This window comes from Albimonas donghaensis (assembly GCF_900106695.1).
Lineage (GTDB): Bacteria > Pseudomonadota > Alphaproteobacteria > Rhodobacterales > Rhodobacteraceae > Albimonas > Albimonas donghaensis.
Genome location: NZ_FNMZ01000002.1, coordinates 532366 through 557268, shown reverse-complemented (window position 1 = coordinate 557268; position 24903 = coordinate 532366). Strand labels below are relative to the sequence as shown.

The following is a 24903-nucleotide window of genomic DNA, read 5'->3' as shown; positions in this document are numbered from 1 at the left end:
GCGCGGCGCGGGCGTGGGGCGCAACATGGGGACGCGCATGACGGATGCAACCGCCGCCCGGCCGGCGCCGCTGGTGCTAAACGGGGCCGAGATCTGGAAATCCTGGCTCGACCGCCCGGCGCAGGAGGCGATGGTGGCGGACATCCGCGCCGTGGCCGAAGCCGCCCCCTTTCAGCGCTTCACCACCGTTGGGGGCAAGCCGATGTCGGTGCGCATGACCGCCGCCGGGCGGCTCGGCTGGGTGATCGAGCGGGGCCGCTACCGCTACGCCGACCGCCACCCCGAAGGCGGGGCCTGGCCGCCGATCCCGGCGTCGGTGCTCGCGGTCTGGCGCGCCGTCTCCGACTGGCCCGCGGACCCGGATTGCTGCCTGGTGAACTGGTATGGCGAGCGTGCGCGCATGGGCCTGCACCAGGACAAGGACGAGGGCGAGTTCGACGCCCCCGTGGTCTCGATCTCGCTGGGCGACCCGGCGACCTTCCGCGTCGGCGGGGTGCAACGCGGCGACCCCACCCGCTCCACGAAACTGGAGAGCGGGGACGTGGCCCGGCTCGCGGGCCCCGCGCGGCTCGCCTATCACGGGGTGGACCGGATCGCCTTCGGAGGCTCCACCCTGCTGCCGTCGGGCGGGCGCATCAACCTGACCCTGCGGGTGGTGCGGCCCTAGCCCCGGCCCCTACAGCGGCGCGCGCCCCGGATCGTAGGCGTAGACCGCATCGTTGATCCCCTGCGCCCGGTCCGGCAGCAGTTTCGAGAACAGGCCCAAAGCCGTCGCCTTCACCATCTGCTCGGGCGCCCAGCGGGAATGGAACCGCTTGCCGGTGCGCGCCGCGGCGGCCTGAAGCCAGGTCGCCCGCGGCTTGCGCGCCGCCTCCCAGGCCGTGAGGCCGGAGGTCAGCTCATGGCTCTGCAATGCGCGCGCCAGCACCACCGCATCCTCCAGCGCCAGCGCCGCGCCTTGCGCGAGGAAGGGCAGGGTCGGGTGCGCCGCGTCGCCTGTCACCGCGACGCGCCCCTCGCTCCACCGGCCCAGGGGGGCGTGGCGGAACAGGCCCCATTGATAGGTCTGGTCCACCGCGGCGAAGAGCTGCCCGACCTCCTCATGCCAGCCGTGGAAGCTCGCGCGCAGGGCGTCCGGGTCGCCGGGGGCGGACCAGCCCTCGGCGGTCCAGGCCTCGCGCTCCTCGATGGCGACGAAGTTCAGCATCCGCCCCTCGCGCAGCGGATAGGTCACCAGGTGCCGCCGCGGCCCCATCCAGACCGTCGCCCGCGGGGCCAGAAGGCCCGCCGGCAGCCGGTCGGCCGGCACGGTCCCGCGCCAGGCGACGAATCCCGAATAGCGCGGCCGCCCGCGATTGGTCAGCGCCTCGCGCACCACCGACCGGACGCCGTCCGCGCCGATCGCCAGGTCGGCCTCGATCCGCCCCGCATCCGTGTGCAGGGCGGCGCCGCCGCGGATGTCGCCGGCGCGCTCCACATGGATGCCGGTGCGGATCTCGGCCCCCGCCTCGCGGGCGGCGCGCTCCAGAATCGCCAGCAGGTCGGCGCGGTGGATATGCAGGTAAGGCGCGCCCCAGCGGGTCTCCGCCGCCCGACCGAGCGCGAGGCGGTAGACCTGCCGGCCCGAGCGGTGCAGCCGCAGCACCACCGCCTCGGGGCGCGAGGCGACGGCCTGCACCGCCTCCGCCACGCCGAGAAATTCCAGCGCGCGCATGGCGTTGGGCGAAAGCTGGAGCCCCGCTCCCACCTCGCCCAGCGCCGGGGCGCGTTCGATGACCGTGGCGCCGTGCCCGGCCCGGCCCAATGCGGTGGCCATGGCCAGCCCGCCGATGCCGGCCCCGGCCAGCGCCAGTTGCAGCCTGCGCCCCATGCGCGGGCCCCCCCTTCGTATTCGCTGCGCGACGCGGCCGGACGAGGCCCGCGCGTCGTGGTCCCCAATGCGGCGGCCGGCCCTTCGATCCGGGCGCGCGCCGCCGTCGCCGCCCTGCCGCGCCGTCGACCGCGCGCGCGGCCGGACCGGGGCGGGCGATCCTTCGTGAACCAACGATAACCGGAGGGGCGCGCGGCGAACAGGGGATGCGGCGAAGGAAACAGCGCCCGTGCCCGCCCCATCCCGCCCCGTGCCTGCCGCGTGCCTGCGCCGTTCCCGCCCCCTGTCCCGCCCCCCTTTCCCGCACCGACCCCACCCCGCGTCGCCTGCGCCGCGTTGACCCGGGCGGCCCGGCGCGGCTATCACGCGCTTGGCGGCCCCGTGGCTCAACTGGATAGAGCAGCCCCCTCCTAAGGGGCAGGTTACAGGTTCGAATCCTGTCGGGGTCACCACCCTCCTCCCGCCGACGCCGCGTTGATGCGGGCCTCGCGCCCCCAGCCCCAGACTTCCCGCCCCCCAGCCCCGACGCTTCGGTTCGGCTGGACCTGGAATGATGCGGAGCGCGCGAAACGCGGCGCCGGCGCCGCCGGGCGCCCGCTCCGACGCGCCGCGCGGGCGAGACCGGGCCCGGGGTGGAACGTTGGGCGCGCGGCTCCCGTCCGTTGCGCGAGGCGGTGGGGGAGGAGGCCGCGCGTTCGCCGTCCCGCCCCTGGCCCGGTCTCGCCCGCGCGGCGGTCGACCGGGGCGCGGGCGGCGCCGGGCGCGGGCTGCGGACCGCCGTCGCCACGAAAAAGGCCCCGCCCCGGGGTCGCCGGGACGGGGCCTTGCATCGTCTCAGGTCAGGCGCCCCCGCGAAGGGAGGCGCCGTCCGGCGCGACTCAGGCGGCCTTCTTGCGCTTCTTCACCCCGGCCCACAGCTTCTTGTTGGTCAGGTAGAGCAGCACCGCCAGCAGCGCCACGAACAGGAAGTTCCGCGCGCCCGCCCCCTTGCGGTCGGCCAGCTTGGGCTCGGCCGTCCACATCAGGAAGGCCGACACGTCCTTGGCCATCTGGTCCACCGTCGCCGGCGTCCCGTCGGCATATTCGACGATATCCGCCGACAGCGGCGCCGCCATCGAGATCCAGCCGCCTGGGAAGGTGTGGTTCCCGTAGAGCGTGGCGCCGGCCAACGACTGCTCCTCGCCGGTATAGCCGGTGAGCAGCGAGTAGATGTATTCCGGCCCGCCGATGCCGTTGACCATCTGGCTCAGACCGGTGCCGTTCGGCCCGTGGAAGCCGGCCCGGGCCTTGGCCATCAGGCTCAGGTCCGGCGCGCCCAGCGAGGTGTTGGCCGGGAACTTGTCCGAGGCCTTCGCCGTGCGGGTGTCGCCCGGCAGGGCGCCGTCGGAATCGTCGGCCACCTCGTAGAGCGCCGCGATGGCGTTCACCTGGTCCGGATCGTAACCCGGCCCGGTGTTCTCGCCGAGGCTGCGGAACGACACGAACTTCATGCCGTGACAGGCCGAGCAGACCTCGTTGTAGACCTGCAGGCCGCGCTGCAGCTGGTGCTGGTCGAAGGTCCCCAGGGGCCCTTCGAACGAGAAGCTCACGTCGGTGACGTGGCCCTCCGCCCCTGCCGCGAAGCTCGCGGCAGGGAGGGAGACGGCCAGCGCCGCGACGGCGAGGATGTTGCGGATGCGCATGGTCATCTTCTCCTTCGCCCCGCTCATTCGGCCGGGGTCGCGGCGGCGTCGCCGGACTTGGCGTATTTGGCGGCCACGATCCGATCGAAGTCTTCCTCGATCGTCGCCGGGATCGGCTTCGGCGTCTCGACCAGGCCGAGCACCGGCAGGATCACCAGGAAGTAGCCGAACCAGTAGATCGTGCCGATCAGCGAGATGGTCGGGATCATGCCCTCGGCCGGCTGGCCGCCGCACCACATGAGCACGAAGAAATTCAGCACGAAGATCCAGAACCAGATCTTGAACTTCGGCCGGTAGCGGCCCGAGCGCACCTTGGACGTGTCCAGCCACGGGGCGAACAGCAGCACCGCGATCGACCCGAACATGGCGAGCACGCCGCCCAGCTTGGAGTCGATGAACCAGATGTCGAAGGTGATGGCGCGCAGGATCGCGTAGAACGGCAGGAAGTACCATTCGGGCACGATATGGGCCGGGGTCGAGAGCGCGTTGGCCTCGATGTAGTTGTCGGGATGGCCCAGCCAGTTCGGCATGTAGAAGACCAGCACGACGAAGACCAGGAGGATCACCGCCAGGGCGAACAGGTCCTTGATCACGTAGTAGGGCCAGAAGGGCACGGTGTCCTTCTTGGCTTCCTCGATCGAGCCGCGGCGGACCTCGACGCCCGTCGGGTTGTTGTTGCCCGTCGAGTGGAAGGCCCAGATATGCACCGCCACCAGGCCCACGATCACGAAGGGCAGCAGGTAGTGCAGCGAGAAGAACCGGTTCAGCGTCGGGTTGTCGACGGCGAAGCCGCCCCAGAGCCAGTTCACGATGGGCTCGCCGACCAGCGGCAGCGCCGAGAACAGGTTGGTGATCACGGTGGCGCCCCAGAAGGACATCTGGCCCCAGGGCAGCACGTAGCCCATGAACGCCGTCGCCATCATGGCCAGGTAGATCAGCACGCCGATGATCCAGGTGATCTCGCGCGGGGCCTTGTAGGACCCGTAGTAGAGACCGCGGAAGATGTGGAAATACACGGCGATGAAGAACAGCGAGGCGCCGTTCATGTGCACGTAGCGGATCAGCCAGCCGCCGTTCACATCACGCATGATGTGCTCGACCGAGGCGAAGGCCAGCGACGTGTGCGGGGTGTAATGCATGACCAGCACGATGCCGGTCACGATCTGGATCACCAGGCAGACGGTGAGGATGATGCCCCAGATCCACATCCAGTTCAGATTCTTGGGCGTGGGGATCATCAGGGTGTCGTAGATCATTCCGCCGATGGGAAGGCGGGAATGCAGCCACTTCTCGAAACCGGAGTTCGGCTCGTAGGGCTCGTGCGGGATGCCGGCCATGCTCGTCTCCTCAGCCCAGCTTGATCTTGCCGTCGGCCATCACGGCCACCGGGACGGGCAGGTTGGTCGGCGCGGGACCCTTCCGGATCCGGCCCGCGGTGTCGTAGTGCGACCCGTGGCAGGGGCAGAACCAGCCGTCGAAATCGCCGGCCTCGCCCAGCGGCACGCAGCCCAGATGGGTGCAGACGCCCAGCATCACCAGCCACTCGCCGGCGTCGTCGAGGGTGCGGTCCTCGTCCGTCGCGGGCGCGTCGCCGGGCAGGTTGTCATTGCGGGCGATGGGATCCTTGAGATCCGAGAGCGGCACGTCGCGGCCCTCCGAAATCTCCTGTTCCGACCGGCGCCGGATGAACACGGGCTTGCCGCGCCATTTCACGGTCAGCTGCGAGCCGACCTCCACCGCGCTCACGTCCACCTCGATGGAGGCGAGCGCCAGCACGTCGGCGCTGGGGTTCATCTGGTCGACCAGGGGCCAGACCGCCGCGCCGGCCCCGACGGCGCCGGCGGCGGCCGTCGCGACGTAGAGGAAATCCCGGCGGGTCGGTTCGGCGTCCGATTCTGCGTGGGCCACGAGGCTGTCCCCCTTCGCGTGTTCGTCGCGTCCCCCGCCGTTCTCGCGGACGCCCGGCTGGCGCCTAGATCAGGCTGGCGGGACGAAATGCCGACGGTCCTCCCCGGAATGGGAAAGACCGATCCGGAGCCCGATTACCGCCCGCCAAGTTCAAGGTCCAGAGACAGGTAGACGCAGAGTCGCCGCATTTGGGTTTTTTCTCACGGCATTGACCCGGATGCATCGCCGCCGCCCGGGCGGTGGTCCGGCCGCTCGATTCGCCCGGCCCGTCGCGGAACGGCGCGCCGTCAGTCGGCGACCGGGGCGGAGGCGGGCGCCCCGTCCGCCGGGGGCCCGAACACCACGTCATGCATGATGCGGCCGGGCAGCAGGGTGAAGGCGCCGGGGATGACCAGCGCCAGCGTCGCCAGCAGGATCATCGCGCGCCGGTGCCCCGCGACGTCGCCCCGCCGGATCGCGCGCAGCCCGATGAACAGCGACCCGAACACCACCGGAACCAGCAGGTGAATCGGGCTGAAATATCCCCAGGTCCCGATGGTGGAGATGCCCAGCGCGCTCACCGCCGTCCAGGCCATCAGCGCGACGAAGATCCAGCCCAGGACCCGGTGCCGCCGCCCGCCCTTGCGCGCCAGAAGCTGCGCGATCGCCAGCCCCAGCGCGGCGATCGCGGCCAGCGCGTGCGACGGGATCGGCGATCCGGCGGCGAGCAGGATCTCGGGATGCGGGTCGATCAGCGTCATGCGGGCAGGGCCATGCGGACGGTTTCCGTTGCGGACGCGGGGGCGACGCACCCTCGGCCGAAACCGCCCGCCGGGCTATCCGGCAGGGCGTCACAGCCCGGCCGCCGCCCGCCGCCCGCCTATTCGGCCGCGTCCAGTCCCAGGAACCCGCCCGACTGCCGCGCCCAGAGGTCGGCGTAACGCCCGCCCCGCGCGATCAGGGCCTCATGCGTCCCCTCCTCGGCGATGCGGCCGTCCTCCATCACCACGATCCGGTCCATGCGGGCGATGGTCGACAGCCGGTGCGCGATGGCGACCACCGTGCGGCCCTCCATCAGCCGCTCCAGCGCCGCCTGCACTTCGGCCTCGGTCTCCGAATCCAGCGCGCTGGTCGCCTCGTCCAGCATCAGGATCGGCGCGTCCTTCAGGATCGCCCGCGCGATCGCCACCCGCTGGCGCTGCCCGCCCGACAGCTTCACGCCGCGTTCGCCCAGCCGGGCCTGATACCCGGCGCGGCCGCGGAAATCCTCCAGCTCCATGATGAACTCATGGGCCGAGGCCTGGCGGGCGGCCTCCATCGCCGCCGCCTCCCCCGCGTCGGGGCGCCCATAGAGGATGTTGTCCATCGCCGAGCGGTTGAACATCGCCGTGTCCTGCGTGACGAAGGCGATCTGCCGGCGCAGGTCGTCCTGCGCGAGCCCGCGGATATCCGCCCCGTCCAGCGCGATCCGCCCCTGCTCCACGTCGTAGAGCCGCAGCGCCAGCTTCATGGCGGTGGACTTGCCGGCCCCGGATCGCCCGACCAGCGCCACCTTCTCCCCGGGCTTCACGGTCAGGTCGAAACGGTCCAGCCCGCCGGCATGTTCGTCGTCCTCGTCGTCGCGGCCGTACTGGAAGGTGACGTTCTCGAAGGCCAGCCGCCCCTCGGCGCGCGCCAACGGGGCGGCGTCGGGCGCGTCGATCAGCGTATGCGGCGGGGTCAGGGTGCGGATCCCGTCCTCCACCACGCCGGCATTGGCGAACATGCCCATGGCGGTGAAGCTGATCCAGCCCGACATCTGCCCGATGCGCAGCGCCAGCAGCCCGGCCAGCGCCACCGCGCCGGGGCTGCCCGTGCCCGCCGACCACAGCCACAGCGCCGTGCCCAGCAGCGCCAGCGGCAGCGCGCCGGCCAGCACCGCGATCACCGTGCGATAGGTCCAGGCGAGCCGCCCGAAGGCGATCTTGGCCTCGCGCAGCCGGCCCAGCGCCTCCTGCGCGTGGTCCTCCTCCCGCCCCGCATGGGCGAAGAGCTTCACGGTTTCCATATGCGAGATCGTGTCGACCAGCTGCCCCGACAGCGCCGACTGCGCGTCCGCCCGTTCCCGCGCCCTGGCCCGCAGGCGGGGCAGCATCCACGCCACCCAGGCCAGGTAGACCACCAGCCAGGCCAGCAGCGCGATGGTCAGCCGCCAGTCCGCCGCCCCCAGCGCCACCAGCGCCGCCACCATCGAGGCCAGCGCGAAGCTCACCGCCTGCACGACCTCGGAGGCCAGCTCGGTCAGCGCCGTCCCCGTCTGCAGCTGCTTGGCCGAGATGCGCCCGGCGAAATCGTCCTCGAAATACTTCATCGGCTGGCCGAGCGTGTGCCGGTGCAGCCGGAACACGGTCAGCTGGAACATCCCCGGCTGCAACGAGAACTGCATGAGCCCGGAGGAGATCGCCACGCAGACCGGCCGCACCGCGAACACCGCGATGGCGGCGAGCGTCAGCAGCAACCCGTGTTCGCCCAGGAAGGCGGCGCGGGCGCCGGGCTCGGTCAGGGTCGGGCCGGCCTCGGCGATCAGGTCGACCGCCCAGGACACCGCCCAGGCCACGCCGACCTCGGCCCAGGCCAGCGCGATATTGGCCAGCATGGCGAGCATGAACACCGGCCCGGCCCCGCGCAAGGCCCAGCGGCAGAAGGCGTAAAAGCCCGTGGGCGGCGGCCCCTCCGCGGGGGCGGAGGGGTCGAAAAGATCGGCGGCCCGGCGGGTCCAGTCGCGGCCCGAGACGTCCTTTTCGGGCGCATCGGGGCGGGACTGGCGGGCGGTTGGATGGGTCACGAGCGGGCCTCCTGCGGCGTCTGGCCTGGGGGAGATAGGGTCTCGACCCGGCTTGAGGTCAAGGGCGCCGGTCGAATTGTCCTCCCGGCGCGCCTCGGGGGCGGGCCTGGCGGGGGCGGGGAAAGCGCCCCGTTCCGCTCCCCCCGTCCCGCCCCCGTCCCGCCCCCGTCCCGCCCCCGCTCCCCCCGTCCCGCCCCCGTCCCGCCCCCGCGCCCCCCGTTCAGCCGCCCCCGTTCAGCCGGCTCCGGGCGGCGCGCCTCGGCGTCGGGGTCGTCTCCATCGCGCCGGTCTCGATATTGCGCTTGATGTTGGCGAGCGCGATCTCCGCCTCCGCGTCCACCCCCGCTATCTGGGCGTCCGAGATCGGCCTGGGCCGGGCCGGGTTGGTGACGGTGCGGGTGAAGCGGGTCAGCCCGCCGACCCGCGCCACGTCGTAGCGCACGATGATCGGGCCGAGGAAATCCGCGCCGGTCTCGCCGATCCACATCTCGGCGGGGCGGTGATCGGTGACCCGCCAGCGCAGAACCGCGGGCCCGGTGCGGGTGCGCCATTCCTCGCGGAACACGTCGCCGGTCACCAGCGGCCGGTCGGGGCTGTCGAGTTCATGCGAGGCGGCCAGCCAGCGCGGCCAGGAATTGGGGTTGGACACGTAGTCGAGCACCACCGCCGGCGCGGCGTCGATGTCGACCGAGTGGCTGCGCTGGAAACTGTGGGTTTGGGTCTGGGTCTGGTCGTCGGTCATCCGGGCTCTCCCATTCTGTTCGAACCGGCGGTCTTGGCGCCTCCGGTCGGGCAGGATGGGCGCGGCGCCGCGGCGGAGGCAAGCCGCACGCCCCCGCCCCGCCTGCCTCCCTTCCCGCACGGGAAGGGAGGCCGGCGGAGAAAAGGGGTCCCCGGCCGCCTCGCTCCGCCCCGCCTATCGCGCCGCCGTCTCCGCCGGGTCCACCGCCAGGAACCCGCCCGACTGCCGCGCCCAGAACCCGGCGTAGAGGCCGCCGGCGGCGAGCAGTTCGTCATGGGTCCCGGTCTCCGCGATCCGGCCGGCGTCCAGCACCACGATCCGGTCCAGCCGCGCGATGGTGGACAGGCGGTGAGCGATGGCGATCACCGTCTTGCCCTCCATCATCCCGTAAAGCGCGTCCTGGATCGCCGCCTCGACCTCCGAATCCAGCGCCGAGGTCGCCTCGTCCAGCACCAGGATCGGCGCGTCCTTCAGCACCACGCGGGCCAGCGCGATCCGCTGACGCTGCCCGCCCGACAGCTTCACCCCCCGTTCGCCCACATGCGCCTCGTAGCCCGTGCGTCCCTGGGGGTCTTCCAGCGCGGGGATGAACTCCGCCGCCCGCACCCGCTCCGCCGCCGCGGCCATCTCCGCGTCCGAGGCGTCGGGCCGCCCGTAAAGGATGTTGTCGCGGACCGAGCGGTGCAGCAGCGACGTGTCCTGCGTCACCATCCCGATCGCGGTGCGCAGGCTGTCCTGGGTCACCTCGCGCACCGACTGGCCGTCGATCAGGATCCGCCCCTCCTCCATCTCATGGAAGCGCAGCAGCAGGTTCACCAGGCTCGACTTCCCGGCGCCCGAGCGGCCGACCAGCCCCACCCGCTCCCCCGGCCGGATCACCAGGTCCAGCCCGTCGAGCCCGCCGGTCTTCTTGCCGTAGCTGTGGCGCAGCCCCTCGAAGCGGATCTCCCCGCCCGAGACCTGCAAGGGCTTCGCCCCCTTCGCGTCGGTGATCTCGTGCGGGCGGGAGATCGTGGTCATGCCTTCCCGGATGATCCCGGCGAACTGGAACAGCTGCGAGGTCACCCACATGATCCAGCCCATCATCGCCGACAGCCGGATGGTCAGCGCCGTCGCGGCCGACACCGCCCCCGCCGTCGTCGCGCCCCCGGACCACAGGTAAACCGCCGTCCCCACCGTGCCCACGATCAGCGCGCCGCCCGCCACCGCCAGGCAGATCGACATGAGGGTCTGCAGCCGCATCTCCTCGCCGTCCCGCTCCCGCAGGTCGGCGATGGCCTCCTGCGCCAGGTCCAGCTCCTTCTCCGCATGGGCGAACAGCTTCACCGTCTCGATGTTGGAATAGCCGTCCACGATCTTGCCGGTCAGCGCCGAGCGCCCCTCCGACGACCGCTTCGCCGCCTCCGCCATCTTCGGGATCAGCAGCCGCAGCACCACGCCGTAGAACACCAACCACAGCGCGATGGGGATGGCGAGCCGCGCGTCCGCGTCGCTCAGCACCAGCACCGCGCCGACCACATAGGCGGAGAAATAGGCGATCGCCTCCAGCGCGCCATAGGCCGAATCCTCCACCGCCGGCGCCGTCTGCACGATGCGGTTGGCGATGCGCCCGGCGAAGTCGTTCTGGAAGAAGCCCACCGACTGTCCCAGCACATGCCGATGCGTGCGCCAGCGCACCAGCGCGATGGCGTTGACCCCGACCACCAGGTTCAGCGTCGCCATCTGCACCGCGATCGCCACCGGCCGCGCCAGCAGCACCAGCAGCGCCACGCCCGCCAGTTCCAGCCCGTGTCGGGACCACAGCGCCTCGGGCCCCTCGGCGTTGCGCGCCAGCAGGTCCACGATGCGCCCAGCGTAATAGATCATCCCGGTTTCCACCGCCGCCACCACCAGCCCCATGAAGGCGGCGAACACCATCGGCCGCTTCAGGGGCGCGAGATACATGCGCATGAAGGGCCAGTAGCGGTCCGGCGGCGTGCGCGCCGGGTAGGGCGCGAACGGGTCGAAAAGGTCTTTCAGGCGGCCGAGCATGACCAGCCCTCCATGTCTTTGCGGGCGAAGACCCCGCGCCGCCCGGATCGAGGGGGGCGCGCAGGCGGAAGGGTCGGGCGCGGTCCGCGGGCCTGGCCGGTCGAGGGCGGGGACGCGGGCGCGGAGGATGAAATGCGAGCTGGTCGCGCGTCGGGCGCCGGCGTCGCGCGGGGGCGAGGCCGGGGACGCAGAAAGAAGTGAACGCCGCCGCCGCGCGCGGTCGATGCCGGGCGGACCCTGACGGGCGACTCGGCTCCCACGCGCTTGCGCGAACCTAAGGGGAAATCGTAAGGGATCAACATCCAAAAGGAGGCCCCCGAAGGGGAGGCCCGGAAGGAGGACCAGCGTGGACGTGACCCCGGCGCCCGTGGGCGAACCCGAAAAGACTCGCGCGGCGGACTGGTTCTTCGCGCTGCGCGACCGCATCTGCGCCGCGTTCGAGGCGCTCGAGGACGCGCAGACCACCGGCCCCCACGCCGCCCTCCCCCCCGGCCGGTTCGAGCGGACCGACACCCGGCGCGCCGGCGAGGGAGACGCCGATCAGGGCGGCGGCGTCATGGCGGTGATGCGCGGCGGGCGGGTGTTCGAGAAAGTCGGCGTCAACGTCTCCACGGTCTACGGCGTGCTCGGCGCGCAGGCGCAGCGCAGCCTCACCGCGCGGCGTGAGATCGAGGGGCTGGCGGAGGATCCCCGCTTCTGGGCCTCCGGCATCTCCCTCGTCGCTCACATGCGCTCCCCCAAATGCCCGGCGGTCCACATGAACACCCGCATGTTCTGGACCCCGACGGCGTGGTGGTTCGGCGGCGGCGCCGACCTCAACCCGATGCGTGAGGAACCCGAGGACACCGAATTCTTCCACGGCGTGCTCAAGACCGCCTGCGACCGCCACGACCCGACCTATTACCCGCGCTACAAGGCCTGGGCGGACGAATACTTCTGGAACCGCCACCGCAAGGAGCCCCGCGGCGTCGGCGGCGTGTTCTGCGACGACCATTGCACCGGCGACTGGGAGGCGGATTTCGCCTTCATCCAGGATCTCGGCCGCGCCTTCCTCGACGCGTATCTCCCGATCACCGAGCGTCGGACCACCGAAAGCTGGACCACGGAGGACCGGGAGCACCAGCTTTTCCGCCGCGGCCGCTACGCCGAGTTCAACCTGGTCTACGACCGCGGCACCCGCTTCGGGCTGGAGACGGGGCACAATCCCGACGCCGTGCTGATGTCGCTGCCGCCCGAAGCGAAGTGGCCCTGAACGGAGCGGTCCCGACCGATTCCCCCGCGACATCCCGTGCGGCATCTCCGGCGGCGCCCGACCCCGCCGGAGCCGCCGCCTGACCGGTCCCGCACCCGCCGATGTCTCGATTGACCCTAAGTAACTCGGCTTGGTTTTCGCCGTTTGATGGCTGGACTTTCCAAATAGTGAAAAGATAGTCAGTATCCAGCTGATTTTTCATGCGGCCTGCTTTACGCGGGCCGGATGGCTCCGACTCAGGCGCGCGCCCGGCGCGCGTCGAGGACGAGCGCCGCCGACCGGCGCGGCCGGCGAATGCGGCGAAGCGGTTGTTTGGGTTGCAGGGGGCGCGGGGGCGCCGCCGGATGTGGGGGGACGGCATGCCGAAAAAGGTCACGGTCAAGGTCAAGGGCTACCTCAACGGCTGGGGCGGCATGGATGACCGGAACCCCGTCGAATGGGGCGGCGACTGGGCGCTTGCGCCGCTGCTCTCGGGCGAGCTTCTGCCCCGTTCCGGCCGCCGCAAGCTGGTGCTGGTCGACGACAGCTCCGGCATGAAGGCCGTGATCAAGGGCTGGTTCCGCTATGACGCCGCCGGCGACGTGGTCGGCGGCACGGTCCAGAAGATCTCCTATTCCTACGCCCATAACGGCATCGGCGCGGTCCAGGTCTGGAGCGGGCTGAAATGGAAGGTCCCCGAGATCAACGCGATTCTCGACAAGGTCGACGACCGCGACGACGACGCGCCCTTCTACAACTTCCTGTCCCGGCAGGCCTGGACCTACGACCTCGGCCGCGGCGGCGGGACCGTGGTCGGCTCGAACAAGGCCGAGAAGTTCAACGGCGGCGGCGGCCACGACACCGTCCATGGGCTCGGCGGCAAGGACAAGCTCTTCGGCAAGGGCGGCGAAGACGACCTGTTCGGCGAGGGCGGGCGCGACTCGCTCTACGGCAATGGCGGCGGCGATGAGCTCTATGGCGGCGCCGGGAACGACCTGCTCAAGGGCGGGTCTGGAGACGACCATCTCGAAGGCGGCGACCACAACGATCGGCTCTACGGCCAGGGCGGCGCCGATGTGCTGAACGGCGGTGCCGGCGACGACCGGCTGTGGGGCGGGGCGGGCGATGACCAGCTCTACGACCGCTCCGGCGACAACACCTTCTGGGGCGGGGCCGGGAACGACTTCATCCAGGGCGGCGACGGCGTGGACCTGATCCATGGCGGCGACGGCGATGACGAGATCATCTCCTCCGGCATTTCCGAGAACGGCGGCGACGACACCGTCTACGGCGACGCCGGCGACGACTACATCCGCACCAACGACTCCGTGGACACTGCCGACTACGTGGACGGCGGCGCCGATGACGACCGGATCGACACCTATGGCGGCCGCGACATCCTGATCGGCGGCGCCGGCGACGACACGCTCAACGGCGGCGACGGGCGCGACAGCCTGCATGGCGGGTCCGGCGACGACTGGCTCTACGGCGACGGCCAGGGCGCGGCGGAGCGCGACGTCTTCATCATGACCGGCGCCGACGAGGGCCGGGACATGTCCGACCTCGACATCGAGATCACGCAGGTCGCCGGCGATCCGTTCTATACCGGCGAAGGCCCCTATAACGGGGTGTGGTCGGCGACGATGGACGACGCGCTGATGATCTCGTCCGGCTCCACCGCCCAGGCGACGATCGGCGAGAGCTTCGACGGCGACGGTCTCCTCGCCCTTCAGATCGTCGTGCGCAACGCCGGCGGAGCGGTCACCGGGCGGATCGAGGCCTTCGGCGCCCGCGTTCCCTTCGACGCCGAGAATCACGACGTGGTGCGCGGCGTGGTGCTCGACGCGGTGCAGGACGCGCTCGACTTCAACATCCTCTACGACGACATGGCCTTTCTCTGAGCCCGGACGGGGGGCGGCGGGCGAGGCGGGGGCTCCGCTCTCCCGCGCCCCCCGGCTCACCCCGCCGCACCCCGTCGCGGCGGAGGTCTCTGGACGCGGCGCGCGGATCCTCTAGGCTCCGCGCGCCATGACCGATCCCGCCCCCGCGCCCTTTCCGACCGCCGCCGCCGCGCCCTCGATCGAGGATTTCGACCGCATGGCCGAGGCGGCCTTCGCGGCGCTGCCCGACTGGGTGCGCGCCGCCGCCGGCCGCATCGCCGTGCGGGTGGAGGACTTCGCCCCCGACGACCTGCTGGCCGAGCTGGGCATCGAGGACCCGTTCGAGCTCACCGGCCTTTATGACGGCGTGCCGCTGATCGACCGCCGGGCCGATGACCTTCCCGGCCCCCCGGACGCGATCCGGCTGTTCCGCCGGGCCATCCTCGAGGAATGGATCGACCGCGGCGACGTGGCGTTGGAGGCGCTGGTGGCGCATGTGCTGGTGCACGAGCTGGCGCATCATTTCGGCTGGTCCGACGACGACATCGCCGCCATCGACCCCTGGTGGGAATAGGCGCCTCCCCCGCGGGAACAGGCGCCCCCGGCGGAGGAAACGCCGCTCAGCCGATCGGGGGCAGGCGGGCGCTGCGGGAGGCCGTGCGCTCCAGCCCCAACTGGCGCTCGCGCCAGATGATCAGGATGCCGCCGCAGGTCACCAGCCCGGCCCCGGCCAGCACCAGCAGCGTCGGGACCTCGCCGAACACGAACCAGCCCACCGCCACCGCCAGGATCATCGAGGTGTATTCGAACGGCGCGATCACCCCCGCCTCGGCGTAGCGATAGGCGGCGGTCAGCATGATCTGCCCGACCCCGCCCGCCAGCCCGCCGGTGACCAGCAGCGCCAGCTGCCAGGGCGTCGGCACGATCCAGCCGAAGGGCAGGGTCAGCAGCGCCAGAACCGTGCTCGCCGTGGTGAACCAGAACACGATGGCGGCCGTGGTCTCCACCTTGCTCAGCCCGCGCACCTGGGTCTGCGCCAGCCCCATCATCACCGCCGCGCCCAGCGCGATCAGCGCCCCCAGCGCGTGGTCGGCCGGGGCCATGTCGTTCGCGCCCGCCGCGTCGCCCACGTCTCCGACCCCGCCCAGCAGGCTCAGCCGCGGCCACATCACCAGCAGCACGCCGGCGAAGCCGATCGCCACCGAGGTCATGCGGTAAAGCCGGATGCGCTCGCCCAGCAGCAGGGCTGCGAACAGCGTGATGAACAGGGGCGCCGCGTAGGTGATCGCCACCACCTCGGTCAGCGGCAGCAGCGACAGCGAGACGAACATCATCGACATCGCCCCGGTCCCGGCGAGCGAGCGCAGGGCGTGGCCTCCGGGCCGCTTCGTGGCCAGCGCGCGCGGGAAGTCGCCGCGGATCATCAGCCAGATCACGATCGGCGGCAGCGCCAGCAGCGAGCGGAAGAACACCACCTCGCCCGGCGGCACCTCCCCGTCCAGCGCCTTGACCGAGGCCGACAGCGCCATCAGCACCGCCACCGAAGCGACCTTCAGCGCGATGCCGGTGAGCGGGTTGGGCTCGGCCGACGCATCGGTCTTCTTGTGCGGGGCGGCGGGGCCGTCGGGGGCCTTGCGCTGGGTCATGCTCGGTCAGGTCTCCTTATTGATCGCAGGCTATGCCGGGCGCCCCTCCGGGTCGATGACGCGGGGAGCCGCACTTCCCCGCCGCAGTCTCCCGCCTCCGGCCCCCGCCCGCCGCAGTCTCCCGCCTCCGGCCCCCGCCCGCCTCCGGCCCCCGCCCGCCTCTGGCCCCCGCGCCGTGCCCCCGGCTCAAGCCGACGTCACGCGCCGCGCCGCAGGCGCGCGTCGGGGGGCCTTCGTCCCGATCTCCGGCGGGAGGCGGCGTCCCCCGCCGCGCCATGGCTTGAACCGCTCCGACCCGCCCCGCGCGCGCCTCCTTCGCGGCCCGCCCCCGCCAATTCCCGAGTCTTTCGCTTGGCATACGCCCGGTGCACGCCCGGCGCACGCAAGGCACCCCCCCGATTCCGGCCTCCCGCGGCCCCCTCTCCGCTGGCCCCCCCTCGCCACCCGGCGCCCGGCCCGCCCGCCGCGGCGGGCGCCCCGGCGCGACCGACGCGCGGGGGATCGCCGCGGCTCCCCCGGATGCCGCCCCGCGCCCGCCCCGCCCCCCCCCACGCGCGGGAAGGCCCGTCCCGACCCCCCGTGCGAAAAGGCCGGTGGCGCCCGGCCCGCGCCCGCGTTATCCAAACCGGACCGCGCGAAGGAGGCGCCTGCCCGTGACCGTCAAGCCCCACCCGACCCTGATCCCGCAGCCCGGCATTCTCGACATCGCCGCCTATGTGGGCGGCGAGAGCGCGATCCCCGGCGCCAACCGGGTCATCAAGCTGTCCTCCAACGAGAACCCGCTCGGCCCCTCGCCCCGCGCGACCGAGGCGATGACCGGGGCGCTGGGCAAGCTCGCCGCCTATCCCGATGGCGGCCACGCCGCCCTGCGCCGCGCTATCGGAGAGGTCCAGGGCCTTGATCCCGCGCGTATTCTCTGCGGCAACGGCTCGGACGAATGTCTCGCCCTGATCGCCCAGGCCTATGCCGGGCCGGGCGACGAGGTGATCCATACCGAGCACGGCTTCGGTCTCTACAAGATCAACGCCCAGATGGTCGGCGCGACCCCCGTCCAGGTCGGCGAGACCGACCTGACCACGGATGTGGACAAGATCCTCGCCGCCTGCAACGAGCGCACGCGGATCGTCTTCATCGCCAATCCCAACAACCCCACCGGCACCCTTGTCGGGCGGGCGGAGCTGGCGCGGCTGGCCGAGAACCTGCCCCCCCGCGCCCTTCTGGTGATCGACGGCGCCTATGCGGAATTCGTCCGCGGCGCCGATTTCGACGCCGGGATCGGCCTGGTCGAATCCCGCGAAAACGTCGTGGTCACGCGCACCTACTCCAAGATCCACGGGCTCGCGGCCCTGCGCATCGGCTGGATGTACGGCCCCGATCACGTCATCGACGCGCTCAACCGTTTCCGCCCGCCCTTCAACCTCAACGCCCTGGCGCTGGCCGCCGGCGAAGCCGCCATGCGCGACGTGGATTACGTCGAACGCTGCTCGGTCCTCAACGAGGTCTGGCGGGACTGGCTCTCCCGGCGGCTGACCGAGGCCGGAGCCCCCTGCACCATGTCCCACGCCAATTTCCTGCTGGCCGATTTCGGCACGCGGGAACGGGCCGAGGCCGCCGACGCCTTCCTCAAGGCCCGCGGGCTGATCGTGCGCCGCACCGCCTCCTACGGGTTGCCGGAACGGCTGAGGATCTCCATCGGGGACGAGGAAGGTTGCCGCGCCGTCGCCGCTTCGGTCGCCGAGTTCATGACGCGGGAGGGCGCGTCCGCATGACCGACACGGCCGCTTCCGCGCCTCTCTACAACCGCGTGGCGCTGATCGGCATGGGGCTGATCGGCGGCTCGTTCAGCCTGGCCGCTCGCCGCGCGGGCCTGGTCGGCCACGTCGCCGGCCATGCCCGCACGGAGGCGACCCGCGCCCGCGCGCTCGAACTGGGTTTGTGCGACAGCGTCCACGCCTCCGCGGCCGAGGCCGCGGCGGACGCCGATCTCGTGCTGCTCTGCGTGCCCATGCGCGCCATGGCCCCGGTGGCCGAGGAGATCGCGCCGGCGCTGAAACCCGGCGCCACCGTCTCCGATGTCGGCTCCGCCAAGGGCGCGGTGTTCGAGGCCGTCGCCCCCCATATCCCCGAGGGCGTCCACCTGATCCCCGGCCACCCGCTGGCGGGCACCGAGCATTCCGGCCCCGACGCCGGCTTCGCCGAACTGTTCGAGAACCGCTGGGTGATCCTGACCCCCAACGCCGAAACGGACCCGGAGGCGCTCGCCCGTCTGCGCGCGGCGTGGGAGGGCTGCGGCGCCAATGTCGATGAGATGGACCCCGCCCATCACGACCTGGTGCTGGCCGTCACCTCCCACGTTCCCCACGCCATCGCCTACACGATGGTCGGCGTGGCCGACGACATGCGCCGGGTGACGCAATCCGAGGTCATCAAGTATTCCGCCGCCGGTTTCCGGGACTTCACCCGGATCGCGGCCTCGGACCCGACCATGTGGCGCGACGTGTTCCTGACCAACAAGGACGCGACGCTGGAGATCCTGGGCCGCTTCACCGAGGAGCTCTTCGCCCTGCAGCGCGCCATCCGCATCGGCGACGGCGACCACCTGCACGCCTATTTCACCCGCACGCGGGCGATCCGGCGCGGGATCATCGAGGCCGGGCAGGACACCGCCGCCCCGGATTTCGGGCGCACGCCCCCCAAGCCGGGAACCCCCAAAGCGTGACGCCGGCCGCCGTCGCCCGCGCCGCGGCGGCGGCGGCGTTCGCATGGCGCGCCTGTTTCGCGTGGCGGAGATCTGGCGCGACACCCCTGACGCGCCGCACGGGCGCGATGCCCCTGACGCGCCGCACGGGCGCGATGCCCCTGACGCGCCGCACGGGCGCGATGCCCCTGACGCGCCGCTCGGGCGCGATGCCCCTGACGCGCCGCTCGGGCGCGATGCCCCTGACGCGCCGCCCGGGGGCGGCGCTCGCCGTCGCCCTGCTGCTCTGCGTCGCGCCCGACGGCCTGGCCCGCGCCCAGCCGACGACCGCCGCCGCGCCGCCATCGCGCCCGGCGCTCGACCTGCCGGCGCACACGCCGGAAGCGAACCCCGAGGCGCACGCGCCGGAAGCGAACCCTGCGGGGGCGCTGTATGCGGCGCCGGAGCATGGCCTGGCCGAAGACGCGCCCGAGCCGCCCTCGATCACCGAGCCCGGCCAGCATGGCGAGGACGGACCCGACCCCTCTTCCGCCGCCCCCTCTTCCGCCGACGCCGCGCCGGAGAACCTCGCGGACCACCCGGCCGAGCGCGACCCCGCGGCGACCGTGGCCCCGACGCCGCGCCCGGCCCCGCCGACCGGCCTTCGCGCCGCCCAGGCGGGGCGGGAGACAAGGCCCCCCGCGCCCCGCGCCTCGGCCGGCATCCTGCCCGCCATCGCGCCGCCGCCGCGCCCCGCGCCGCCCTCCGCCCGCCCGGCGCCGGACCCCGGACCCCGCAGCGCCTCCGTCGCGCCTCCGCCGCCGGCGCTCACGCCGTCGCCGCCGCCGGATCCGCGCGCCTCGGACAAGGGGCTGTGCGGCGACTGGCGCCTGAAGGGAGAGATCATTCCGGCGGTCGAGGGGCCCGGTCTCTGCGGCATTCCCCAGCCGGTGCGGGTCACCGAAGTCCTCGGCGTGCGCCTCCAGCCCGCCGCCCGGCTCAACTGCCGCGCCGCGCGCACGCTCGCCTCATGGATGGAGCGCGGCCCGGTCCGCATGGCCCCGCGGGCGCTGGGCGCGCCGCTGGCGGCGATGCGCATCGGCGGGACCTACAGCTGCCGGACGCGCAACTCGGTGAAGGGCGCGAAACTGTCGGAGCATTCGGTGGGCAACGCCATCGACGTCATGGCCTTCCGGCTGCGCGACGGGCGCGAGATCTCGCCCCTGCGCGGCTGGCGCAAGGGCGAGGCCGGCGCGTTCCTGCTGCAGGCCTGGCGGGCGGCCTGCGGCCCGTTCGGCACCGTGCTCGGCCCCGACAGCGACGAGCATCATCGCGACCACTTCCACCTGGACATCGCCGCCCATTCCAACGGCCCCTACTGCCGCTGACGGGGGTAGTGTCTCAGTTTGAAAATCGGGCGGGGAAGGGGCGGGCGCGCGCCCTAGAACCGCGGCGCGTCGCCCAGCGGGATCGGGCCGAGGAACATGCGCCCGCCGGAAAAGCGCAACGGCGCCTCCAGCCCCTTGCCGTCGGAGGTGAGGTTGGACATCAGCGAAAGCCCCGCCTCCAGCGCCCCGGCCAGGTCGGCGGGCACGGCGCCGGCGGCCACCGCGGCCTCCAGCAGCCGGCGCCAGTCCTCGGCCCGCACGTCGATGGCGCCCGCGGGCACGCCGGCCTCGTCCACTTCCAGCCGGCCCGAGAAATCCAGCCCCAGCGGCCCCCAGCGCAGGCGGCTGTCGCGCAGCACCACGGTTTCCGGGCGCAGGTCGCCCTCCTCCACCGCCGCCCGGTCCAGCGGCCGGCGCAGCACCGCGGTGGCGTCGAGGCGCAGCGTCTCCATCGTCGCGGGCAGATCGGCGGCGAGCTTCGGGCCAAGCAGGGCCCGCCAGGCCTCGGGCGGGCGCAGGGCCTTGATCTCCAGTACGCCGTCATAGGCGTTGGGGCGGCCGCGGACCTCCTGCGAATCGCGGATCGAAAGCTGGCCGTCCTCCATCCCCGCGCTCCAGCCGAGGCCGGAGGTCAGCTCCAGCTCCCGCGCCTTCAGGATCCCGCGTCGCAGCGCCAGCGAGCTGTCGGGGGCGAAGTCGGCGGAGGCGCGAAGCTCCTCCGCATGGGCCTCCACGGTTTCGCCGGGAACCGAGATGCGGTGGGTTCCGGGCCATTCCGCGATGACCTTGTTCGGCGCGTAGGCGAGCATGAAGGTCTTGAACACCGGCGCCGACCAGGCCCAGCCGGCGGCGGGGTCGGCGAGGCTGAGGCCGGTGGCGGTCATGTCGAAGCGGTTGGGAAAGCCGGAGACGCCGATATCGGCCTCCGCGGCCCAGCCCTCGGCCCGGCGCTCGGCCAGCCAGTTTTCCAGCGCGGTCTGCTGCGCGGTGGCGCCGAACCACCACCAGCCGCCCCAGGCGGCGATGGCGATGGCCACGATGCCGACGATGATCGATCCGATCCGCATGAAATCCCCTTGCGCCCCCTGGCTGCGCGCCGGCCCGCTCTCGCGCCCGCGCCTGAGGCGCGATATAGCGGCGACGGGGCCGGGTTGCGACCCGGTTGCGGCCGCGAGAAGGCGATCGACGAGGCGAGGAGGCCGGAATGACGGGCGAAAGCGGACGGGAACCGGCGGAAGACGCGCCGCTCTGGGTGTTCGGCTACGGCTCGTTGATCTGGAACCCCGGCTTCCCCTTCGCGGAGACGCGGCCGGGGCGGCTTCCCGGCTATCGCCGCGCCTTCTGCCTGCGCTCGATCCGCTATCGGGGCACGCCGGAAGCGCCGGGGCTGGTGCTGGCGCTCGACCCGGCGCCGGAGGCCGACTGCCGCGGGCTGCTCTACCGCGTGGCGCCGGGGGCGGAGGCCGAGACCCGCGCCTATCTGCGCCACCGGGAGATGTCGAACCTGAGCTATCACGAGGTCATGGCGAGGGTGGAGCTGGACGGCGCCGACCCGATGGCGCCGCCGGAGGACCGGGCGGTGCCGGCCCTGTGCTATGTGATGAACGTGAGCCACGAGAACTACGCCCCGATGCCGCTGGAGGCGCAGGCGGAGATCATCGCCGGGGCGGCGGGGCCCGCGGGGCCGAACCGGGACTACCTGCACAACACCGTGGCCCATCTGCGCGAGCTGGGCCTGCCGGACGCGGAGCTGGAAAGGCTGGACCGGATGGTCCGGGCGCGGCAGGCTCCGCCCGCGCCCGCGCCCGAAACCGGTCCCGAAGGGGCCTGACCCATCCCGAACAGGGCGCGCCTGGCAGGAGGAACGCCCCATGATCGTCGTCGCAGGATATATCGACATCGACCCCGCAGGCATGGACCGCGCCGCGCCGCTGGTGGCCAGGGTGCTGGAGGCGACGCGGGCCGAGGCGGGCTGCGTGCTCTACGTCATCAGCCGCTCGATCGACGTGCCGGGCCGCCTGCATATCCATGAGGAATGGGAGAGCCTCGAAGCGCTGGCCGCCCATGGCGAGGCCCCGCATCTGGCGGCGTTCCGGGCGGAGCTGGGCGAGATCGGGGTGAAGGGCCGCAAGGTCTGGCGGCGCGAGGCGGGCGAGGCGACGACGCTCTGAGCGCCCGTCTGTCCTGAACCCGCCCCCCCCTGATCCGCTGTCGCGCGGCGCCCCGACGGAGGGAGCCGCGCGACGACCGTCCCGCGCGCGGCGGGGTTCCAACCGCGCGGCGGGGCGCCGGGGACGCCCGGCGGCGCCGTTTCCGGACACCGCCGGGGCGCGGCTCAGATGCGCGAGAGCAGGTCGGCCTTCTTGGCCTGGAACTCGTCCTCGGAGAGGATGCCCTTGTCGCGAAGCTCGGCCAGCTTGCCGATCATCGAGAACAGCTCGTCCGTGCTCATGCCCCCTGTGGTCTGGCCCGTGCTCTGGCCCGTGCTGTGGCCCGAACCCTGGCCGCCCGGCTGAGGCGCGGGGGCGGGCTGGAACTGCGGCTCGGGCGCCGGCGCGGGCGGGGGCGGCGCGAAGGCCAGCGGCGTCTCGGGCGGGGACCAGGGCTCGGGCGCCGGGGGCGGCGGCGGAGCCATGTCGCGCCCGTCGACCGAGACCATCGGCAGATCCGCCACCCGCACCACGCCGAACTGACTGGAGAAGGTCAGCGACTGGTCATAGCCCTGCTGCTGCGAGAACCCCCAGACCTCGTGGTCGCCGAGATCGTAGACCGTCACCTGCCCGCCCAGCCGGATCGCCAGCCGGCGCGCCTGCGGAAACACCGCATAGCTCATGTCGTTCTGCGACCCGGTGGAGGACGGCTGTCCCAGCCCCTGCGGCCACCAGCTGTTGAACCCGCCCTGCTGCTGGCCGCCGGAGACGAAGAGGCTCGACCCGCCGCCCTGGCTCTGACCCTGCCAGGACCCCGGCGGCGGCGGCGGCGCGTAGACCTGCACGCCGCGCAGGTGGTTGGCGCATTCCGTGCACATCTGGTCGACGGTCATCTTGAGACCGTTGTTGAACATGTCGCCGATCATGATCATGCCGCCCTGCGACCACTGCCCCATGCCGCCGAGTTCGGGATGCGAGAACTGCGCCTGGGTCAGGCCGCCGGCGTTGACCGCGCCGAGCAGGGTGAGCACGGCGTCCTGGCTGACGCCGTAGCGGGCCGACATGTCGGCGACGATGCGCTGTCCGTCGTCGGTGAGTAGGGTCATGGCTCGGTATCCGGGTTCCTGTCCGACAGCGTGCCGGACCTTTCGCCGCGCCCCTAGCACGGTCCGGGGGCAGGGCGAAACCGCCGCAGCGGAAGGCGGCGGGGCGCGCCGCGTCGGGGGCGGGGGAAAACGCCTGAATTGTCTCGAAAACATCGCTGCATCGGCTTGTGCGGGTTCCTCGGCGCCGCTTCGGCGACAAAACGGGGGCGGAGCGGCCCTGAGCGAAACCCGGCTATGCAGGCCGAGAGCGACGACGCCGGGGCATTGGGCCGGAATGGGCTGGGGCGGAGCCGAGGCGGGGCCGCGCAGATTCGCCCGATCCCGCCACGCCCGCGGCCCGGCTCCCTCCGCGAAGGGGCGTCGGTCCCCGCCCGGCGGCGGGACCGGAAGAACAGGCCGGCGAATCCTCGACTTCTATTCGCGGGCCAGCGACTCCAGCCCCGCATCCAGCGCGTCCAGCGCCGCCCGGCCCTCGGGCGAGCCGCCATGCGCAACGGCCCTCAGGGCCAGGCTGCGCTCCAGTTCCGGGCGCCGCTCCAGCCCCGGGGGCAGGCGGAACGAGCCTTTCAGGGCCTCGGCCAGCGCGGCGGCGGGGAGCGAGGCGAAATCGGCTTCGCCCTGCGCCAGCATCTCGAGGCAGGCCGCATCGTCGGGAGGGGCGAGACGGCGGGCCCGGGGCGGCGCGAGACCCAGCGCCGCGAGATCCGCGTCCGGCCGCCCCTCGGCCCGGCAGATCCGCGCGTCGGGGGGCGGCGGGGCGTTGAGGGGAACGGCGTCGGCGCGGGCGAACCAGGCCATGCGCATCACCGCCAGCGGGCGGGAGGCGTCGTGGCGGGCGCAGAGCGCGGCGTCCCGGGGCGACAACCGCGAGAGCGCGGCGCAGTCGGGCCACCAGACCGGGTAGGCCAGCAGCGCCCGGCCGCCGGGCGCCAGCGCCGCAAGCGGATCGGCCGGGGGCGCGGCGGGCGCGCCTCCGCTCCCCGCGGCGGAGGGGAGCGGGGCGAGCGGGGGCTCGCCCGCCGGGGTCTGCTCTTGCGGCGCTTCTTCCGCAGCCTCGTCGCCCCCGTTTCCGGTCTGATCGACGGCGGAAGCCCCGGCCCCGGTCTTGGCGTCGACCTCCCCGACCGTGAGCAGCGCCCTTCCCGGGACCGCGTCCGCCAGTGCGGCGCGGGCGAGCGCGATGGCGTCCCGGACCATCGCCGCCGGCGCGCCGGGGCCGGGGGGCAGTTCCAGCACCGGCAGCGGCGCGTCCGCGGGGCCCGGCTCGGGAGGCGGGGCCAGCGGCGTGGGACGCGAGGCCGGGGGCGGGGCCGGGGCGTCGTCGGGGTCTTCGGGGCGGGCCCGCGGCGGCAGGGCGCCGGCGGGGTCGACCGGCGGTTCGGATGTGGGCGCGGGCGCTGCGTCATCCCGCTCCCGCTCCGGTTCGGGCGTCGCGGGGGCGGCGGGATCGGAGGGCGCCTCGGTCTCGGCCTCGGCCTCCGCCTTGCAGGGCAGACGCAGGCTCTGGCCGATGCCGATGCGGTCGGGGCTGGTCAGCCGGTCGCGATTGGCGTCGAACAGCGCCTCCACCGCCACGCCCGCCTCCCTGGCGATGCCGCTCAGGGTCTGGCCGGCGCGCACCGTGACCTCTGCGCAGCCGTCCTTCGCCTGCGCCTGCGCCTGGCCCGCGCCGGGCGGACCTGCGCAGAGGGCGACCAGCAGCAGGGCCGCGGGGACCGCCGAAACCGCGCCGTGAAACGGCGTCCGCGCAGGGGGGCGGCGCGAGGCCGGGCTTCGGGTCAAGGGCTCG

The 24903-nt window shown here is 72.9% G+C and carries 21 protein-coding genes and 1 tRNA gene; 10 read left to right on the top strand and 12 right to left on the bottom strand.

What is annotated here, in order from left to right; genetic code table 11:
- The first annotated feature begins 37 nt into the window (after positions 1-37).
- A complete protein-coding gene (locus BLV24_RS08420) occupies positions 38-667 on the top strand; it encodes an alpha-ketoglutarate-dependent dioxygenase AlkB family protein (RefSeq protein ID WP_092681020.1) in 630 nt (209 codons plus the stop codon).
- Between the two features lie 9 nt (positions 668-676).
- Here BLV24_RS08420 and BLV24_RS08415 read toward each other — a convergent pair whose 3' ends face one another.
- On the bottom strand, positions 677-1870 hold the full coding sequence (locus tag BLV24_RS08415) for an FAD-dependent monooxygenase (RefSeq protein ID WP_092680712.1): 1194 nt from the start codon (positions 1868-1870) through the stop codon (positions 677-679).
- Positions 1871-2245: 375 nt separating this feature from the next.
- Between BLV24_RS08415 and BLV24_RS08410 the strand changes: the two genes are divergently transcribed.
- Positions 2246-2322, top strand: a tRNA-Arg gene (locus tag BLV24_RS08410).
- Between the two features lie 426 nt (positions 2323-2748).
- Here the strand turns inward: BLV24_RS08410 and BLV24_RS08405 are convergent.
- The 7 genes from BLV24_RS08405 to BLV24_RS08375 all read right to left on the bottom strand — a co-directional run bounded on the left by BLV24_RS08405 (position 2749) and on the right by BLV24_RS08375 (position 11036).
- Positions 2749-3558 (bottom strand): cytochrome c1, encoded by an 810-nt coding sequence (locus BLV24_RS08405; RefSeq protein ID WP_092680711.1) that lies wholly within the window; start codon positions 3556-3558, stop codon positions 2749-2751.
- A 17-nt stretch (positions 3559-3575) separates the two neighbouring features.
- A complete protein-coding gene (locus tag BLV24_RS08400; protein WP_092680710.1) occupies positions 3576-4889 on the bottom strand; it encodes a cytochrome b in 1314 nt (437 codons plus the stop codon).
- Positions 4890-4899: 10 nt separating this feature from the next.
- Positions 4900-5460, bottom strand: a complete 561-nt coding sequence (gene petA, locus BLV24_RS08395; RefSeq protein ID WP_092680709.1) for a ubiquinol-cytochrome c reductase iron-sulfur subunit — start codon at positions 5458-5460, stop codon at positions 4900-4902.
- A gap of 287 nt (positions 5461-5747) precedes the next feature.
- On the bottom strand, positions 5748-6200 hold the full coding sequence (locus tag BLV24_RS08390) for a DUF2306 domain-containing protein (protein WP_092680708.1): 453 nt from the start codon (positions 6198-6200) through the stop codon (positions 5748-5750).
- Between the two features lie 119 nt (positions 6201-6319).
- Positions 6320-8263, bottom strand: coding sequence for an ABC transporter ATP-binding protein (locus BLV24_RS08385; RefSeq protein ID WP_245710461.1), 1944 nt, complete (start codon positions 8261-8263; stop codon positions 6320-6322).
- Between the two features lie 220 nt (positions 8264-8483).
- A complete protein-coding gene (locus BLV24_RS08380) occupies positions 8484-9005 on the bottom strand; it encodes an SRPBCC family protein (RefSeq protein ID WP_092680707.1) in 522 nt (173 codons plus the stop codon).
- A gap of 174 nt (positions 9006-9179) precedes the next feature.
- The gene (locus BLV24_RS08375; protein WP_092680706.1) at positions 9180-11036 is read right to left on the bottom strand and encodes an ABC transporter ATP-binding protein; all 1857 of its coding nucleotides are present in this window, start codon (positions 11034-11036) and stop codon (positions 9180-9182) included.
- Positions 11037-11382: 346 nt separating this feature from the next.
- Between BLV24_RS08375 and hemF the strand changes: the two genes are divergently transcribed.
- The 3 genes from hemF to BLV24_RS08360 all read left to right on the top strand — a co-directional run bounded on the left by hemF (position 11383) and on the right by BLV24_RS08360 (position 14721).
- The gene (gene hemF, locus BLV24_RS08370) at positions 11383-12288 is read left to right on the top strand and encodes an oxygen-dependent coproporphyrinogen oxidase (protein ID WP_245710460.1); all 906 of its coding nucleotides are present in this window, start codon (positions 11383-11385) and stop codon (positions 12286-12288) included.
- Positions 12289-12647: 359 nt separating this feature from the next.
- On the top strand, positions 12648-14168 hold the full coding sequence (locus tag BLV24_RS22800; protein WP_176954684.1) for a calcium-binding protein: 1521 nt from the start codon (positions 12648-12650) through the stop codon (positions 14166-14168).
- Positions 14169-14295: 127 nt separating this feature from the next.
- Positions 14296-14721, top strand: coding sequence for a metallopeptidase family protein (locus tag BLV24_RS08360; RefSeq protein ID WP_092680704.1), 426 nt, complete (start codon positions 14296-14298; stop codon positions 14719-14721).
- A gap of 46 nt (positions 14722-14767) precedes the next feature.
- On the opposite strand, the gene BLV24_RS08355 is transcribed toward BLV24_RS08360, so the two are convergent.
- Positions 14768-15793, bottom strand: coding sequence for a DMT family transporter (locus BLV24_RS08355; RefSeq protein WP_092680703.1), 1026 nt, complete (start codon positions 15791-15793; stop codon positions 14768-14770).
- A 653-nt stretch (positions 15794-16446) separates the two neighbouring features.
- Between BLV24_RS08355 and hisC the strand changes: the two genes are divergently transcribed.
- The 3 genes from hisC (at position 16447) to BLV24_RS22795 (ending at position 19858) form a co-directional block, all read left to right on the top strand.
- On the top strand, positions 16447-17562 hold the full coding sequence (gene hisC / locus BLV24_RS08350; RefSeq protein WP_245710459.1) for a histidinol-phosphate transaminase: 1116 nt from the start codon (positions 16447-16449) through the stop codon (positions 17560-17562).
- Entirely contained in the window at positions 17559-18512 is a 954-nt protein-coding gene (locus tag BLV24_RS08345; RefSeq protein WP_092680702.1) for a prephenate/arogenate dehydrogenase family protein, read from the top strand. The genes hisC and BLV24_RS08345 overlap by 4 nt, the downstream gene beginning before the upstream one ends.
- A gap of 161 nt (positions 18513-18673) precedes the next feature.
- On the top strand, positions 18674-19858 hold the full coding sequence (locus BLV24_RS22795; RefSeq protein WP_143040262.1) for an extensin family protein: 1185 nt from the start codon (positions 18674-18676) through the stop codon (positions 19856-19858).
- A gap of 53 nt (positions 19859-19911) precedes the next feature.
- Here BLV24_RS22795 and BLV24_RS08335 read toward each other — a convergent pair whose 3' ends face one another.
- Positions 19912-20925, bottom strand: coding sequence for a DUF2125 domain-containing protein (locus BLV24_RS08335; protein WP_092680700.1), 1014 nt, complete (start codon positions 20923-20925; stop codon positions 19912-19914).
- 137 nt (positions 20926-21062) lie between these two features.
- On the opposite strand from BLV24_RS08335, the gene BLV24_RS08330 reads away from it, so the two are divergent.
- Positions 21063-21689: a gamma-glutamylcyclotransferase gene (locus BLV24_RS08330; protein ID WP_092680699.1), complete on the top strand. Its 627-nt coding sequence runs from the start codon at positions 21063-21065 to the stop codon at positions 21687-21689.
- Positions 21690-21729: 40 nt separating this feature from the next.
- Entirely contained in the window at positions 21730-22029 is a 300-nt protein-coding gene (locus BLV24_RS08325) for a putative quinol monooxygenase (RefSeq protein ID WP_092680698.1), read from the top strand.
- Positions 22030-22193: 164 nt separating this feature from the next.
- On the opposite strand, the gene BLV24_RS08320 is transcribed toward BLV24_RS08325, so the two are convergent.
- Complete coding sequence (locus BLV24_RS08320; RefSeq protein ID WP_092680697.1) at positions 22194-23114, bottom strand: SHOCT domain-containing protein; 921 nt, start codon at positions 23112-23114, stop codon at positions 22194-22196.
- Between the two features lie 414 nt (positions 23115-23528).
- Entirely contained in the window at positions 23529-24896 is a 1368-nt protein-coding gene (locus BLV24_RS22790) for a LysM peptidoglycan-binding domain-containing protein (RefSeq protein WP_176954683.1), read from the bottom strand.
- Positions 24897-24903: the final 7 nt, after the last annotated feature.

What these genes read in the sequence shown, in the direction of transcription:
- BLV24_RS08355 (WP_092680703.1), bottom strand. Translation starts at nt 15,793, where the DNA reads ATGACCCAGCGCAAGGCCCCCGACGGCCCCGCCGCCCCGCACAAGAAG.
- BLV24_RS22800 (WP_176954684.1), top strand. Translation starts at nt 12,648, where the DNA reads ATGCCGAAAAAGGTCACGGTCAAGGTCAAGGGCTACCTCAACGGCTGG.
- BLV24_RS08390 (WP_092680708.1), bottom strand. Translation starts at nt 6,200, where the DNA reads ATGACGCTGATCGACCCGCATCCCGAGATCCTGCTCGCCGCCGGATCG.
- BLV24_RS08325 (WP_092680698.1), top strand. Translation starts at nt 21,730, where the DNA reads ATGATCGTCGTCGCAGGATATATCGACATCGACCCCGCAGGCATGGAC.
- BLV24_RS08415 (WP_092680712.1), bottom strand. Translation starts at nt 1,870, where the DNA reads ATGGGGCGCAGGCTGCAACTGGCGCTGGCCGGGGCCGGCATCGGCGGG.
- BLV24_RS22795 (WP_143040262.1), top strand. Translation starts at nt 18,674, where the DNA reads ATGCCCCTGACGCGCCGCTCGGGCGCGATGCCCCTGACGCGCCGCTCG.
- BLV24_RS08330 (WP_092680699.1), top strand. Translation starts at nt 21,063, where the DNA reads ATGACGGGCGAAAGCGGACGGGAACCGGCGGAAGACGCGCCGCTCTGG.
- BLV24_RS08405 (WP_092680711.1), bottom strand. Translation starts at nt 3,558, where the DNA reads ATGACCATGCGCATCCGCAACATCCTCGCCGTCGCGGCGCTGGCCGTC.
- BLV24_RS08345 (WP_092680702.1), top strand. Translation starts at nt 17,559, where the DNA reads ATGACCGACACGGCCGCTTCCGCGCCTCTCTACAACCGCGTGGCGCTG.
- BLV24_RS08360 (WP_092680704.1), top strand. Translation starts at nt 14,296, where the DNA reads ATGACCGATCCCGCCCCCGCGCCCTTTCCGACCGCCGCCGCCGCGCCC.
- BLV24_RS08420 (WP_092681020.1), top strand. Translation starts at nt 38, where the DNA reads ATGACGGATGCAACCGCCGCCCGGCCGGCGCCGCTGGTGCTAAACGGG.
- BLV24_RS08335 (WP_092680700.1), bottom strand. Translation starts at nt 20,925, where the DNA reads ATGCGGATCGGATCGATCATCGTCGGCATCGTGGCCATCGCCATCGCC.
- BLV24_RS08380 (WP_092680707.1), bottom strand. Translation starts at nt 9,005, where the DNA reads ATGACCGACGACCAGACCCAGACCCAAACCCACAGTTTCCAGCGCAGC.
- BLV24_RS08400 (WP_092680710.1), bottom strand. Translation starts at nt 4,889, where the DNA reads ATGGCCGGCATCCCGCACGAGCCCTACGAGCCGAACTCCGGTTTCGAG.
- BLV24_RS08375 (WP_092680706.1), bottom strand. Translation starts at nt 11,036, where the DNA reads ATGCTCGGCCGCCTGAAAGACCTTTTCGACCCGTTCGCGCCCTACCCG.
- BLV24_RS08320 (WP_092680697.1), bottom strand. Translation starts at nt 23,114, where the DNA reads ATGACCCTACTCACCGACGACGGACAGCGCATCGTCGCCGACATGTCG.